Raw genomic sequence first — 14,045 nt, forward strand, 5'->3', positions numbered from 1 at the left:
TACGAGTAGTTCGAGGAAGCAATGGAGAGAGGGAAGGAGCGTACTCAAGTACGTGACTGACTGAACGACAGAAGCTGACGAAGAAATGCGATGTATATTGAAAGCCGACTATAGTCTAGTGATGATGGCAAAGAGGTCACACCCGTTCCCATACCGAACACGGAAGTTAAGCTCTTTAGCGCCGATGGTAGTTGGGGGCTTCCCCCTGTGAGAGTAGGACGTCGCTAGGCAACAAAGTAACCACTGAGAAATCAGTGGTTTTTTTTATTTATTTAGAGACCTATAAAATGTTAAAGTTTAATGGAGTGATTAAAACACACAAAGGGGTGCAATGTAATGGCAACTGGACAATATAGTAAGAATATCAGTATGCAGAAAGAAAAGTTAGAGGAATTTATTCAAAATAAAGAACAATGGGCTGTTTTAATACCAGGTTACTTACACCACGAATTACTGAATGAAAATGATATGATTTGGGTCTTTCAAGGAGATTTTGGCATTATTCAAAAAGCTGTTAAAGTGGAGCTGAAGGTGAAAAAATCAGATGCTCATCAGATACTTTTTGATTTGGAGGGCTTATCCGATCCGATAAATGGCGATGGTTCATTTGAAATAAAACAAAATCAAGATCAATCATTGCAACTTACTGGTAAGTTAACAATGAAGGCTAGCGGCTTTTTAGCAGGAATGATGAATCCAGTTTTAGATAATTTTGTCCCAAGACTAGTGGAGCAATTAGTAAAGGAAATGGCCGTTAAAGTGGTAAAAGAATAGTTTTGTGGAAAAGGGTGGGAGAACCGATTATTGCAGATAACGGCAATAATCGGTTTTTATATGGAATGAGCAAATGTTTTTTTACTAAATGTTCTCTCTTCGATAATGAGGTAAAGAATGTCTGCTTTTTAGTGGCTATTCAAATATCTATTCAAATAGAATGCCGGCGTGACTAAATTATGTTGTCACATAGCCTCTAAACGATGATTCCTTTGGAGTAAACTCAAAGTAATCTAGATGCAATGGAAACAGAGATAATAAGACGTTTTGTTGAAAAATTTTAGTTCAACAGATAAATATGGAGAACCTTGTTGAGGGATAGCTTTTTTATCTCGTTATAATTTCGTATAATTAAATAAGAATCTAACGAAAATGGGTGTTTGTTTTGCAAAAGAAAAAGCCAATTATAGAGGGATTAGAACGTTTTAGACAACAACAAAATATTTCTTTTCATGTCCCAGGTCATAAGCATGGCGAACTGTCCCATCTTCCGCAAGCATTTAAAGATGTTATGCGTTATGATGTAACTGAATTAACAGGTTTAGATGATTTGCATTACCCTGAGGAAATGATATTAGAAGCAGAAAATTTACTAGCAGATACATATGGAGCAATGAAGAGTTTCTTTCTAGTGGGCGGTTCTACTGTTGGGAATTTAGCGATGATTTATGCTACATGCGATAAAGGCGATACCATTATTGTCCAACGTAATGCCCATAAATCAATTTTCCACGCCATTGAACTTGTGGGGGCTAAGCCTATTTTTGTCTCACCAATCTGGGATGAGCGAACGTTAACGGCAACGCATGTCACTTATAAAGATCTTAAAGAAGCAGTGAAAAATTATCCAGAGGCGAAAGCGGTCGTTTTAACATATCCTACTTATTATGGGATGACATCGAATGAAATACAGCAACAAATTGCTTATTGTCATGAAAAAGAAATCCCTGTCTTAGTGGATGAGGCACATGGCGCTCATTTTAATGCGTGTACATTATTTCAACCATCCGCTTTGTCATTAGGAGCAGATGTCGTTGTACAATCAGCACATAAGACATTACCTGCAATGACGATGGCATCCTTTATGCATGTTAAGTCGAAATTAGTTGATGCTGACAAAATACATCACTATCTACGAATGCTGCAATCTAGTAGCCCATCCTATGTATTATTAGCCTCATTAGATGATGCTCGCTATTATGTACAGACATATATGGAGAGTGATGGGGCATATATAATAGAAAAAAAGAATCAATGGATTGAAGCATTACGATCAATTGGTTCCTTAGAGGTAATTGAAGTAGATGACCCACTTAAGGTATTGTTACGTGTCAATGGTTATAGTGGTTTTCAATTACAGGAGGTACTGGAGGCCAAGCATGTCTATGGAGAGCTAGCTGATGCGAATCAAGTATTATTTGTGTTACCTTTGCTGAAGCAAGGACATCCTTACCCATTTGCTGAAATAAGAGTCCGCATAAAAGAAGCTATAACAATGCTATTAAACACAACTAAAACGGATAGCATAGCTGCTTCTCAAACGGCCTATCATTTTGTACCTATTACTGAACCTATTTATACCTTTAATGAAATTGCATCATTAAGTAAAGAATGGTTACCATATATGCGTACAATGGGAAGGGTTTCAGCAAGTATGATTATTCCTTATCCGCCTGGTATTCCATTACTTGTTCCAGGAGAAAGAATAACCGTAGCAAAATTAAGTCAACTGGAAGAGCTATTAGCAGCAGGAGCGACATTCCAAGGAAATCATCGATTAGCAGAAAAAATGATTCAGGTCATTAGATAGTTGGAGGCAATAACAGCATGAAAAGCAATATATTTATTACATTCGAAGGCCCAGAGGGAGCAGGGAAAACAACAATCATTCAAATGATAGCTGAGCGACTAGCAGAAAAAAATATTGACGTTCTAGCAACAAGAGAACCAGGCGGCATCGAAATTGCAGAAAAGATAAGAACCATTATTTTAAATCCTGCACATACAGCTATGGACGAGCGAACAGAAGCATTGTTATATGCTGCAGCAAGAAGTCAGCATTATTTTGAAAAAGTACAACCAGCTTTAGATGCTGGTCAGTTGGTAATATGTGATCGTTTTATCGACTCATCTTTAGCTTATCAAGGTTATGCAAGAGGAATAGGTGTTGATGAGGTACTTTCTATTAACGAATTTGCTATCGGTAAGAAATTACCTGACGTAACTATATTATTTGATCTTCCACCAGAGGTTGGATTAGCACGTATTCATGCAACTGACAAGAGAGAAGTAAATCGTTTAGATGTTGAAAGTTTGCCGTTTCATCAGAAGGTACGTGAAGGATATTTACAACTAGTCGATCGGTACCCAGAACGTATACGTGTAGTGAATGCAGACCAACATATTGAGCATGTTGTTGAAGATGTATGGTTATTATTATTGGAAGCAATGCACTAAAAGCATGAAGTTGTCCACAACATTGTGATATAATGATACTATCCATTATTTTATCTAATTCAGCAGATACCTACTGAATTACGAGCAAGCTTGATAAAATATGGACGTAATTATGCCGAGGTGTAATTAATTTCACATGGATAATAGTCGAAGTATTAATGTTTATAAATGCTTAGGAATAGTATGAAAACCTATTTAGGTGAATTTTATAAAAGGGGTGAGTGCGAATGAAGTTAGTCGTAGCTGTAGTGCAAGATCAGGATAGCAGTCGCTTATCAAATGCTTTAACGAAAAATCAGTTTCGCGCAACTAAATTAGCGAGCACAGGAGGATTTTTACGTTCAGGAAATACGACATTTCTTATAGGAACTGAAGACTCTCTCATACCCAAACTTTTAGATATTATTCGGGATAATTGTCGAGCACGGGAGCAAATGGTTGCGCCAGTTTCTCCATTAGGAGGAAATGCCGATTCCTATATACCTTACCCTGTGGAGGTAGAGGTAGGAGGAGCTACTGTATTTGTTTTACCAATTGAACAATTCCATCATTTTTAATAAGTAGCCTCCATTCGTAAGAGGTCACTGATATTAGGCTTATCATATGAGCCTGATATTTATCCCAATGCAGGGAGAAATTGATAAAGATAGTGGGGCGAAACCAGCTTGAAGATTAATCAAGATATACGTGTCGGGTTAAATACAAATCGCAATGAGCCACTACAAAATAATAATCAAAATAACCGATTTGGAGATATGGTCGTTAAGCAAGGTAACAAGCTGCAAACAGAGCAACTAACACGTTTATTAGGAGATATTTCGAGTGCTGGTGATCGTGTTGCAAGATCACGTAATTTACGGGAACTTGCTAAGTTTAAAATGCTTGTAAAACGATTTCTACAAGAGACAGTAGAACATGGAATGGATTTAAAACAATCACATACATGGAATCGTTTTGGCGAAGGCAGACGATTAAAAATCATTGAAACTATTGATACACGTCTTGTCGAACTTGCCCAAGATCTCTTAGATGAGGAAAAAGAAGCGATAGACCTCCTTGATAAAATCGGTGAGATTAAAGGCTTACTAATTAATTTATATATGTAAAACCCGTGTCTCATTCTCATTTAGGCGCGGGCTTTTTTCAAATTTTGATTTGGCAGCTTGCCATTAAACTAGGAAGCACTGTAATGTTTCTTTTCAAAAAGTGAGAATTGGAGACAGTTACGCTTTTTGTTGTAGATACAGGAAGGAATTAAAATGTATGGCCAAGAATGTTGAAGAGCTATTCACGCTACAGCCAGTCGTAATGAAGCAACTTCAAACGATTTTTGACAAAAATAGATTAGCACATGCATATATTTTTGATGGCGAAAAAGGGACAGGCAAGGCAGATATTATGACCTTTTTTGTCAAATTAATGCTATGTGAGCAACCAAGTGGAAATGTTCCATGTGAAACATGTCGAAATTGCAGACGTGTGGATTCGGGAAATCACCCAAATATTCATCAAATTTATCCAGATGGTCAATTTATAAAAATTGATCAAATGCGAGAACTTATTGGCGAGATGAAAATGATGGGTGTAGAAGAAGGGCGTAAAATCTATGTGCTTCATCATGCAGACCGTCTGAATACAGCATCAGCCAATATGATACTTAAATTTTTAGAGGAGCCGGATGGAGAAGTAACTGCCATATTATTAACAGAGCAAATGCAGTCAATACTTCCAACAATCCGTTCTCGTTGCCAACATATCAAATTTCAAAAAATGCCACGTCATGTTTTGTTGAAGCACTTACAGGACAATAATATTTCGGATTCGATGGCTTCAACAGTAAGCATGATGACAAACGAGCTCGAAATGGCTATATTTTTGGCAAATGATGAGCAGTTTGCACTCGCTCGAAAAACAGTGTTAAAATTAGTGGAGGCCATTCGGCAAAATGTACACGAGGCAATGCTTATTGCACATGAAGAGTGGTTACCACATTTTAAAGAAAAAGGCGAGATGGAGCAAGCATTGGATTTACTACTATTTGCTTACCGTGATATAGTGTCAATAAAAGCTAATCCCGAGGCAGCTTGTACTTATCCAGACATGTTACCACTATTTAAAGAAGTTGCGTTACATTCCACTTATGAGCGACTATCAAGTCAAATGGAATCTATTTTACAAGCGCGCGCCTCTTTACAACGTAACATGAATAGGACGTTATTGATTGAGCAGTTAATGCTAAATCTGCAGGAGGGATATACATTTGTATAATGTAGTAGGAGTCCGCTTTAAAAAGGCGGGTAAAATATATTATTTTGATCCGGCATCATTTCTACTAGAAGATAGTCAATATGTTATTGTAGAGACAGCTCGCGGGGTAGAGTATGGAAAAGTAGTTGTCCCTCAAAAAGTAGTAGGTGATAATGATGTTGTATTACCACTAAAACAAGTACTTAGACCAGCAGATGATCGTGATCGTATACAAGTAGAGGAAAATGCAGCTGAGTCGAAACGTGCATTTGAACTCGCTAGTACTAAAATTATAGAGCATAATTTAGAAATGAAACTTGTAGATGTTGAATATACATTTGATCGTAATAAAATTATTTTTTATTTTACAGCTGAAGGACGTGTTGACTTCAGGGATCTTGTAAAAGATTTAGCTTCGGTTTTTAGAACACGTATCGAACTTCGCCAAATTGGTGTGCGTGATGAAGCAAAATTATTAGGTGGTATCGGCCCATGTGGAAGAATGCTTTGTTGCTCCACATTTTTAGGTGATTTTGAGCCAGTTTCTATTAAAATGGCTAAAGATCAAAACTTATCTTTAAATCCTTCAAAAATATCAGGTCTTTGCGGACGTTTAATGTGCTGCTTAAAGTATGAAAATGATGAATATGAAGAGGCAAAAGAGGGCATGCCAGATATAGGTGAGGTAGCGATGACACCAGATGGTCGCGGGAAAGTTGTAGGGTTAAATGTGCTGGAAAGACTTATTCAAGTATATTTACATGAGCAGGAACGCACAGTTGAGTATACACTAGAAGAACTGCTAGCATGCGAAAAAAATCTTATTTAAGATAGAGAATTTAACGAGGTGGCTTGGGTGAAGGACCGTAATTTCTTGGATACCGTTATGGAGTTCGAACAACAGCTCGAAGCAATGCAGGAGCAATTTGGTGCATTGAAACAATTTGTAGCGTTAATGATGGAAGAGCATAAGGCGCTTGAAACAGAAAATCATCATCTTCGTACACGTCTGGAAGAACTACTTTCTAATACAAACTCCGTACAAGCTGCTGAAGTAAAGAAAGAGAGTCCTCTAGATATAGGTGAAGGTTATGATAACCTAGCTCGCTTATACCAGGAAGGCTTCCACGTTTGTCATGTTCATTTTGGAAGTTCACGTAAAGGTGAAGATTGTCTGTTTTGTCTATCATTTTTAAATAAACAAAATGTGTAATAGAAGGCTGATTCCCACTACGGTGGTATCAGTCTTTTGTTTTGTAGCGTAGGAGGAATAAGCATGGAAAAATGGTTAAAGGATGATGAGCGATTAGACTATTTATTGGCGGAGAATTTGCGTATTATTCAAAGTCCCTCCGTCTTTTCGTTTTCGTTAGACGCAGTGTTGCTTTCAAAGTTTGTCAATATTCCCTATCATAAGGGAAAAATTGTTGATTTATGCTCAGGAAATGGCGTAATTCCTCTCTTTTTAAGTGCACGTACAAAAGGGGAAATTACGGGAGTTGAGATTCAGCCCCGTTTATTTGATATGGCAGAGAGAAGCATCCATTACAATCAACTGGAAAACCAAATTCAAATGATTCTTGGTGATGTAAAAGAAATACCAAAACACTTAGGCATAGAACAGTATGATGTTGTTACCTGCAATCCTCCCTATTTTTTAGCACATGAAGCAAGTGATAAAAATCTCAGTGAACATCATGCCATTGCACGACATGAATTATATTTAACATTAGAAGAAGCCATCCAATCTGCAAGTAAATTATTAAAGCAAGGTGGCAAGGCGGCATTTGTCCATCGTCCAGGTCGATTATTAGATATTGTTACAGCTATGCGAGCAAATCGCTTAGAGCCCAAACGGATGCAACTCATTTATCCGAAAGAAGGCAAAGAAGCCAATACATTATTAATAGAGGGAATAAAAGATGGAAAACCAGATTTAAAAATCTTGCCACCCTTGTATGTCTATGATGGCAATAACGAATATACAGCAGAAGTGAGAGACATTCTTTATGGAAAAGAGCAGTAATCACTACTTTTATGTGCTAGAGTGTGCGGATCAAACCCTTTATGCAGGGTATACAAATAATATAGAAAAGCGTGTTGCTGTACATAACGCTGGTAAAGGGGCAAAATATACAAGAGCTAGAGGCCCAGTGAAATGTATTTATAAAGAAATGTTTGAGACAAAGCAAGAAGCAATGCGTGCTGAATATGCTTTTAAGCAATTAACAAGAATGCAGAAAATAAACTATATAAGGAGGGGTGAATCGTGAAATCACAAAAAAGTACAATACACGATCTGACAGGTTGTTTATATCTGGTAGGAACGCCTATTGGAAATCTAGAGGATATGAGTGTACGTGCACTTCGCATTTTAAAAGAAGCCGATATTATTGCGGCAGAAGATACTAGAAATACAAAGAAGCTATGTAATTACTTTGATATCGAAACACCATTAATCAGTTACCATGAACATAATTTAGCAGTAGGTGGCGAAAAATTATTATCTATGCTTCACGAAGGGAAAACAATTGCATTAGTAAGTGATGCAGGTTTACCTTGTATTTCTGATCCAGGTGCGGACATAGTTGAAAAAGCAATTGCTCAAAACTTTCCAGTTGTACCAGTGCCAGGTCCCAATGCTGCGATTTCAGCATTAATTGCCTCTGGATTAACACCACAGCCATTTTTCTTTTATGGGTTTTTGAATCGTGGAAAAAAAGATCGACGCCAGCAGTTAGAGCAATTAAAAAGACGTCAAGAAACTATCTTATTATATGAGGCACCTCATCGCTTAAAAGATACATTAAAGGATATGGAAGCAATACTCGGAAACCGTCGCGTTGTCCTCGCGCGTGAGCTGACAAAGAAATTTGAAGAATTTTTACGCGGCACATTGGCTGAAGCTGTAGAATGGTCGCAAACCCAGGAGATTCGTGGAGAGTTTTGTATTGTTCTTGAAGGCAATAGCTCTGCCGAAGAGGAAGATGAACATGCAAAAGCCTATTGGGAGACAATGTCCATTATTGAACATGTTGATTTCATCATGGATCAATCGAATATAACATCAAAAGAAGCCATTAAGGAAGTAGCCAAGTTGAGACAAGTAGCTAAAAGAGATGTTTATAATGAATATCATAGTCAATAATAGTAAAGAGTTACCTTACTAAGGTAGCTCTTTATTTGATTTTAAATTGATAATAACTGTAAATAATAGTACCCTTAAATAGAAAGGTCTGACATGGACATTATAAGGGGTTTAGAAATTGGGTATAGTAAATTATATAAATAGAAACACCTAAATCATTGTATTTGATTTAGGTGAGCAATCAATTATTTTTTTAAGTTAGATTGGATTTCTTTTACTAACATTTCAGCGCCTTCTGGACTTAAAATTAATTTGCCTCCAACTAGACGGAAGTTATCATCGGAAACTTCACCAGTAACAGCACATGTCATATTAGGCATATATTTTTTTAAGATGATTTTATCGTCATCCACATAGATTTCTAAAGCGTCCTTTTCAGCAATACCTAGCGTACGGCGTAACTCGATAGGAATTACTACACGACCTAACTCATCGACTTTACGAACAATCCCTGTTGATTTCATAATAGATTTCCTCCTAATTATTAAAAGTTATATTGGTATTTCGTCAAATTTCGACATAATTTCCTTGTCTGATAGTTATCATACCAAGTAATGCCATAAACGTCAATTAATTAATACACTAATATTATGCTTTCTAAAAAATTTTTTTGAGAAGAATGCAGTTATTTTATTCATTTTAAAAGGTTTTTAATAAATATTTTCAACAATAGTAAAAAAGATTCTTATTTAAGTCATTTAATGGATTCAATATATTATTCGACAATTTTCGCATATGATAAACTTTCATTGAAACGAATTTGGTACTTCGTTAGAATAGAAAGTATATTGTAAAACAATGGAGGCAGTTCTTGTGAGTGAAAAACAAAAAACATTCTATATAACAACACCCATTTACTATCCAAGTGGGAAATTTCATATTGGTACGGCATATACAACCGTTGCATCTGATACTATTGCACGTTATAAACGTTTACGTGGTTATGATGTTCGTTTTTTAACAGGAATGGACGAACATGGGCAAAAAATACAAGAAAAAGCAGCCGAAGCGGGGAAACACCCTCAAGATTATGTAAATGAAATTGCAGATGCTGCGAAAAAGCTTTGGTCTTTAATGGATATTTCTTATGATGATTTTATACAGACGACGCAAGAGCGACATACGAAAGCTGTCGAAAAGATTTTCCAAAAGTTTTTAGATAATGGTGATATTTATAAAGGCGAATATGAAGGCTGGTATTGTACACCATGTGAGTCATTCTTTACAGAAACTCAATTAGTTGATGGGAACTGTCCAGACTGTGGTCGACCAGTACACAAAGTAAAAGAAGAATCGTACTTCTTTAATATGAAGAAATACGCAGATCGTTTATTAACTTATTATGAAGAAAACCTAGAATTCATTGAGCCAGAATCACGAAAAAATGAAATGATTAATAACTTCATTAAACCAGGGCTAGAAGATTTATCAGTATCAAGAACGTCCTTCGATTGGGGGATTAAAGTACCTGGGGATCCAAAGCATGTCATTTATGTATGGGTGGATGCATTAACGAATTATATTACAGCTCTAGGGTACCTGTCTGACGATGAAACACTATTCAACAAGTACTGGCCAGCAGACGTACATGTAGTAGGGAAAGATATTGTGCGCTTCCATACAATTTATTGGCCAATTTTCTTAATGGCGTTAGATTTACCATTACCGAAAAAAGTATTTGCACATGGTTTTATTATGATGAAAGACGGTAAAATGTCTAAATCAAAAGGCAATGTCATTTATCCAGAAATGTTAATCGAACGTTATGGCCTAGATGCGACACGTTACTTCCTTTTACGTGAATTACCATTCGGCTCTGATGGTGTATTTTCGCCAGAATCATTTATTGAACGTACAAACTTTGATTTGGCGAACGATTTAGGAAATTTACTAAATCGAACTATTTCAATGATTAATAAATATTTTGATGGTATTATTCCTACAGAAAATCTTCAATCAACAGAATTTGATGCAGCATTAAAAGAGCAAGCTGAGTCGGTGCGTATTAAATATGAAGAAAGTATGGAAAAAATGCAATTTAGTGTTGTTCTTGCTGACTTATGGACACTGGTGTCGCGTACTAATAAATATATAGATGAGACACAGCCTTGGGTGTTAGCAAAAGAAGAGTCAGATAAGCCAAAATTAGGAGCCGTTATGCGAAATTTGGCAGAGAGCTTACACCAAATTGCTGTCATGTTACAACCATTTATGACAACAACACCGAAACGTATGATCGATCAGTTAGGTTTAGATGACAAATTCTTAGCATGGGATACAATTGAAACATTCGGCAATACTATTCCAACAAACATTAAAGTGGTAGAAAAAGGGATACCAATTTTCCCACGCTTGGAAAATGAAGTTGAAATTGCTTATATTCGTGAGGAAATGCGTGGCTCTGTGAAAACACCACAAGAAGAAGAGACTAAAAAGACTCCAGAGACTGACGAAAACCCAGAAATTCCTGAAATTACCATTGATGATTTTATGAAAATTGATTTGCGTGTGGCGACTGTTACGGCATGTGAAACTGTTCCAAAAGCAGATAAATTATTAAAGCTTCAAGTGGATCTTGGATATGAGCAACGCCAAGTAGTTTCAGGTATTGCAAAATTCTATACACCTGATGAATTAATCGGTCAAAAAGTGATTGTCGTAGCAAACTTGAAGCCAGTTAAACTACGTGGTGAATTATCACAAGGAATGATTCTAGCTGGTGAAAAAGATGGAATTTTAAAATTAGCATCAGTTGATCCAAAACTAGAAAATGGTGCAAAAGTAAAGTAACAATCTAAGAAAGGCCTGCTGAATACATATTATTCAGCAGGCTTTTCAAATCTGTTAGAGAAATTAGGTTATTGTTATTTTGAAATAATTTATATGGTGTGAAAAATGTGATTTTATGGGTATATAGAATCATTGCAAGTATTGTCGATTAAGTGGAATGTCACAATACCGAATGGTTTGTAACAAAATTGTAATGCTTACGAAAAATATGAAATAATAAATTTTAATAAAATCGATGTTAGGAGAATGAAGATGTTTATTGATACACATGTACATTTGAATGCAGATCAGTATGAGGAAGACCTTCAAGAGGTAATTGATAGAGCCCTTGAAGCTAGAGTAGAGAAAATGGTTGTTATTGGTTTTGACCGTAAAACCATTAATAGAACAATGCAATTAATAGAGCAATATGATTTTGTTTATGGTGTCATTGGCTGGCATCCAGTAGACGCTATTGATTGTACGCAACAAGATTTAGATTGGATTGAGGAATTAGCTGCACATCCAAAAATAGTTGGCATTGGTGAAACAGGTTTGGACTATTATTGGGATAAGTCACCAAAAGAAGTTCAACAAGCACTTTTCCGCAAGCAAATTCAATTAGCGCAAAAGTTAGGTTTGCCAATCATTATTCATAACAGGGATGCAACAGGGGATGTTGTACAAATTTTGCGTGAAGAAAACGCAGCATCCGTAGGGGGTGTTATGCACTGCTTTAGTGGGAGTGTAGAAACAGCACGTGAATGTATAGCTATGAATTTTATGATTAGTCTTGGTGGACCAGTGACATTCAAAAATGCACGTCTGCCAAAGGAAGTGGCTACGGAAATACCTCTAGAGCACTTGATGATTGAAACAGATGCACCATATTTGGCGCCACATCCACATCGAGGTAAGCGTAATGAACCAAGCTTTGTGCCCTTAGTTGCGGAGGAAATTGCGCGATTGAAGGGGTTAACAATTGAGGAAATTGCACAAGCAACTACCGCCAATGCGAAAATTTTTTTTGGGATTGACAATTAACTAGCTTAGATGCCTCCAATACAGGGTTTGTGGTTGGCAAAAACATAGAAGTCAATTTTCAGAGAAATACTTTCGGGTTGACAGTGCCAAAACTAGTCCGTATAATCCAACCTTGTATTAAGGAGGCGTTTTTTCATGTCAAATAATTCCATGAAAAACTTGTTCTTAGGATCATTGAGGAGTAAGCAAGCAGTGATAAGAATTATTTCACTTGTCCTGTTTGTATCTGTAATCTCTTTCGTACTTTATCAAGGTACGAAAAAAGCCGTAACGCTTGAAGCAAACGGAGAAACAATCGAAGTTTCAACACATGCCAAAACTGTAGAACAATTATTACAAGATCGAAATATAGATGTAGCAGCGCATGATAAAATATCACCCTCTCTGAACACCAAAATTGTTAATGGATTAGCAATTCAATGGGAACAGGCAAAAGAAGTAACTATTTCAGTTGATGGAAATCAGTCAAAAGTTTGGACAACTGAAACACTAGTGAAAGACATTTTGAAGGAAGCAAATATTGAAGTATCTGAACACGACTCTTTAGCACAAGGTCTAGATACTGAACTAGGAGCAGAGAACAAAATCGATATTCAAAAAGCGTTTCAAGTAGCGCTTGTCGATGGCGTAAACAAAAGACAAGTATGGTCCACTTCGACTACGGTCGCTAACTTTTTAAAACAACAAGGAATTCAGTTAAATGAATTCGATCGTGTCGAAAATAACCTGGAGGACGTTATTACTCCACAGAGTAAAATCGCAGTAGTTCGCGTAGAAAAGGTTATCGATGTAGTGGAAGACTCTTTAGATTTCGCAGTTGAAAAGAAGCAGGATGCTTCATTGCAAAAGGGGAAACAAAAGGTAGTGGCAACGGGCGAGAAGGGCTCAATTTCTCGTACGTATGAAGTTGTCAAAGAAAATGGCAAGGTTGTAGCTAAAAACCTACAAGCAGAGGCAGTTTTAAAAGAGCCAAAAAAACAAGTCGTTGCAGTTGGCACAAAAACAGTCGTTGCAAGTGCAGCAACTGTGTCACGTGGTTCAGCAGAGCCAGCTAGTGGTAAAGAATTCTATGTAACGGCAACAGCTTATACACCATATTGCAACGGTTGTACTGGTACATCAGCAACTGGTATAAACTTGCGTTCAAATTCTGGTATGAAGGTAATCGCAGTTGACCCTTCTGTTATTAAATTAGGCTCAAAAGTATGGGTTGAAGGCTATGGTACAGCTATCGCTGGAGATACTGGTGGCTCAATTAAGGGTAATAAGATCGATATACTTGTACAAACAGATGCTCAGGCACGTAACTGGGGACGTAAGAAAGTGCGTATTAAAGTATTAAATTAAAAAAATTGTAAAATTAATCAAAATGTTATTTCACTAATGGAGCTTTCCTGTTTTGACTGGCAGGGAGGCTTTTTTTTGTTTTAACAACTGTTTAAACAGTAAGTACAACAAACGCCCCTTGAAAGAAAGCGTTGGAATGCTAATTATTAGCAATGTTTGACGGTACGTTCGCTAGAAGGCTCGTTCAAACCCTGTATTTCTGTACAAACGGTATCTTGCAGTTGTAAAATGGTCAGAAGATAAGGTAGATAGAAAAGAG

General features: G+C 36.8%; 15 protein-coding genes and 1 rRNA gene. 15 read left to right on the forward strand and 1 reads right to left on the reverse strand.

The genetic code is table 11. The annotated features are described in order from the left end of the window. Positions 1–114: 114 nt before the first annotated feature. The 12 genes from rrf (at position 115) to rsmI (ending at position 8,626) form a co-directional block, all read left to right on the forward strand. Positions 115–230, forward strand: a 5S ribosomal RNA gene (gene rrf / locus MHI04_RS00245). Positions 231–336: 106 nt separating this feature from the next. Beyond that, positions 337–774, forward strand: a complete 438-nt coding sequence (locus tag MHI04_RS00250; RefSeq protein WP_330494075.1) for an SRPBCC family protein — start codon at positions 337–339, stop codon at positions 772–774. A gap of 376 nt (positions 775–1,150) precedes the next feature. Further along, the gene (locus MHI04_RS00255) at positions 1,151–2,584 is read left to right on the forward strand and encodes an aminotransferase class I/II-fold pyridoxal phosphate-dependent enzyme (protein ID WP_342535239.1); all 1,434 of its coding nucleotides are present in this window, start codon (positions 1,151–1,153) and stop codon (positions 2,582–2,584) included. A 17-nt stretch (positions 2,585–2,601) separates the two neighbouring features. Next, complete coding sequence (gene tmk / locus MHI04_RS00260; RefSeq protein ID WP_058844483.1) at positions 2,602–3,231, forward strand: dTMP kinase; 630 nt, start codon at positions 2,602–2,604, stop codon at positions 3,229–3,231. A 227-nt stretch (positions 3,232–3,458) separates the two neighbouring features. Further along, on the forward strand, positions 3,459–3,788 hold the full coding sequence (locus MHI04_RS00265) for a cyclic-di-AMP receptor (RefSeq protein ID WP_004229230.1): 330 nt from the start codon (positions 3,459–3,461) through the stop codon (positions 3,786–3,788). Between the two features lie 108 nt (positions 3,789–3,896). Continuing rightward, a complete protein-coding gene (locus tag MHI04_RS00270) occupies positions 3,897–4,337 on the forward strand; it encodes a YaaR family protein (RefSeq protein ID WP_036122373.1) in 441 nt (146 codons plus the stop codon). 157 nt (positions 4,338–4,494) lie between these two features. After that, positions 4,495–5,499 (forward strand): DNA polymerase III subunit delta', encoded by a 1,005-nt coding sequence (gene holB, locus MHI04_RS00275; protein WP_330494073.1) that lies wholly within the window; start codon positions 4,495–4,497, stop codon positions 5,497–5,499. Further along, positions 5,492–6,307, forward strand: coding sequence for a stage 0 sporulation family protein (locus tag MHI04_RS00280; protein WP_141905706.1), 816 nt, complete (start codon positions 5,492–5,494; stop codon positions 6,305–6,307). Before holB ends, MHI04_RS00280 begins: the two co-directional genes overlap by 8 nt. 27 nt (positions 6,308–6,334) lie before the next feature. Continuing rightward, entirely contained in the window at positions 6,335–6,691 is a 357-nt protein-coding gene (yabA, locus tag MHI04_RS00285) for a DNA replication initiation control protein YabA (protein ID WP_004229222.1), read from the forward strand. A gap of 63 nt (positions 6,692–6,754) precedes the next feature. Continuing rightward, a complete protein-coding gene (locus tag MHI04_RS00290; RefSeq protein WP_036122296.1) occupies positions 6,755–7,504 on the forward strand; it encodes a tRNA1(Val) (adenine(37)-N6)-methyltransferase in 750 nt (249 codons plus the stop codon). Then, the gene (locus tag MHI04_RS00295) at positions 7,488–7,751 is read left to right on the forward strand and encodes a GIY-YIG nuclease family protein (protein WP_036122300.1); all 264 of its coding nucleotides are present in this window, start codon (positions 7,488–7,490) and stop codon (positions 7,749–7,751) included. Before MHI04_RS00290 ends, MHI04_RS00295 begins: the two co-directional genes overlap by 17 nt. Continuing rightward, entirely contained in the window at positions 7,748–8,626 is an 879-nt protein-coding gene (rsmI, locus tag MHI04_RS00300) for a 16S rRNA (cytidine(1402)-2'-O)-methyltransferase (RefSeq protein WP_058844484.1), read from the forward strand. The genes MHI04_RS00295 and rsmI overlap by 4 nt, the downstream gene beginning before the upstream one ends. 185 nt (positions 8,627–8,811) lie before the next feature. On the opposite strand, the gene MHI04_RS00305 is transcribed toward rsmI, so the two are convergent. Next, the gene (locus MHI04_RS00305) at positions 8,812–9,090 is read right to left on the reverse strand and encodes an AbrB/MazE/SpoVT family DNA-binding domain-containing protein (RefSeq protein ID WP_004229214.1); all 279 of its coding nucleotides are present in this window, start codon (positions 9,088–9,090) and stop codon (positions 8,812–8,814) included. Between the two features lie 349 nt (positions 9,091–9,439). On the opposite strand from MHI04_RS00305, the gene metG reads away from it, so the two are divergent. The 3 genes from metG to MHI04_RS00320 all read left to right on the forward strand — a co-directional run bounded on the left by metG (position 9,440) and on the right by MHI04_RS00320 (position 13,786). Next, positions 9,440–11,416 carry a methionine--tRNA ligase gene (gene metG / locus MHI04_RS00310; RefSeq protein WP_170829913.1) on the forward strand — a complete coding sequence of 659 codons (1,977 nt, stop codon included), beginning with the start codon at positions 9,440–9,442 and terminating at the stop codon, positions 11,414–11,416. 252 nt (positions 11,417–11,668) lie between these two features. Further along, entirely contained in the window at positions 11,669–12,439 is a 771-nt protein-coding gene (locus MHI04_RS00315; RefSeq protein ID WP_271912007.1) for a TatD family hydrolase, read from the forward strand. 135 nt (positions 12,440–12,574) lie between these two features. Then, entirely contained in the window at positions 12,575–13,786 is a 1,212-nt protein-coding gene (locus tag MHI04_RS00320; protein WP_036122310.1) for a G5 and 3D domain-containing protein, read from the forward strand. Positions 13,787–14,045 lie beyond the last annotated feature (259 nt).

It is taken from the genome of Lysinibacillus sp. FSL K6-1151, from assembly GCF_038630755.1.
Lineage (GTDB): Bacteria > Bacillota > Bacilli > Bacillales_A > Planococcaceae > Lysinibacillus > Lysinibacillus fusiformis_D.

Coding starts and splice junctions, on each gene's coding strand:
- MHI04_RS00250 (WP_330494075.1), top strand. CDS start 337: ATGGCAACTGGACAATATAGTAAGAATATCAGTATGCAGAAAGAAAAG.
- tmk (WP_058844483.1), top strand. CDS start 2,602: ATGAAAAGCAATATATTTATTACATTCGAAGGCCCAGAGGGAGCAGGG.
- MHI04_RS00265 (WP_004229230.1), top strand. CDS start 3,459: ATGAAGTTAGTCGTAGCTGTAGTGCAAGATCAGGATAGCAGTCGCTTA.
- holB (WP_330494073.1), top strand. CDS start 4,495: ATGGCCAAGAATGTTGAAGAGCTATTCACGCTACAGCCAGTCGTAATG.
- MHI04_RS00290 (WP_036122296.1), top strand. CDS start 6,755: ATGGAAAAATGGTTAAAGGATGATGAGCGATTAGACTATTTATTGGCG.
- MHI04_RS00295 (WP_036122300.1), top strand. CDS start 7,488: ATGGAAAAGAGCAGTAATCACTACTTTTATGTGCTAGAGTGTGCGGAT.
- MHI04_RS00305 (WP_004229214.1), bottom strand. CDS start 9,090: ATGAAATCAACAGGGATTGTTCGTAAAGTCGATGAGTTAGGTCGTGTA.
- MHI04_RS00315 (WP_271912007.1), top strand. CDS start 11,669: ATGTTTATTGATACACATGTACATTTGAATGCAGATCAGTATGAGGAA.
- MHI04_RS00320 (WP_036122310.1), top strand. CDS start 12,575: ATGTCAAATAATTCCATGAAAAACTTGTTCTTAGGATCATTGAGGAGT.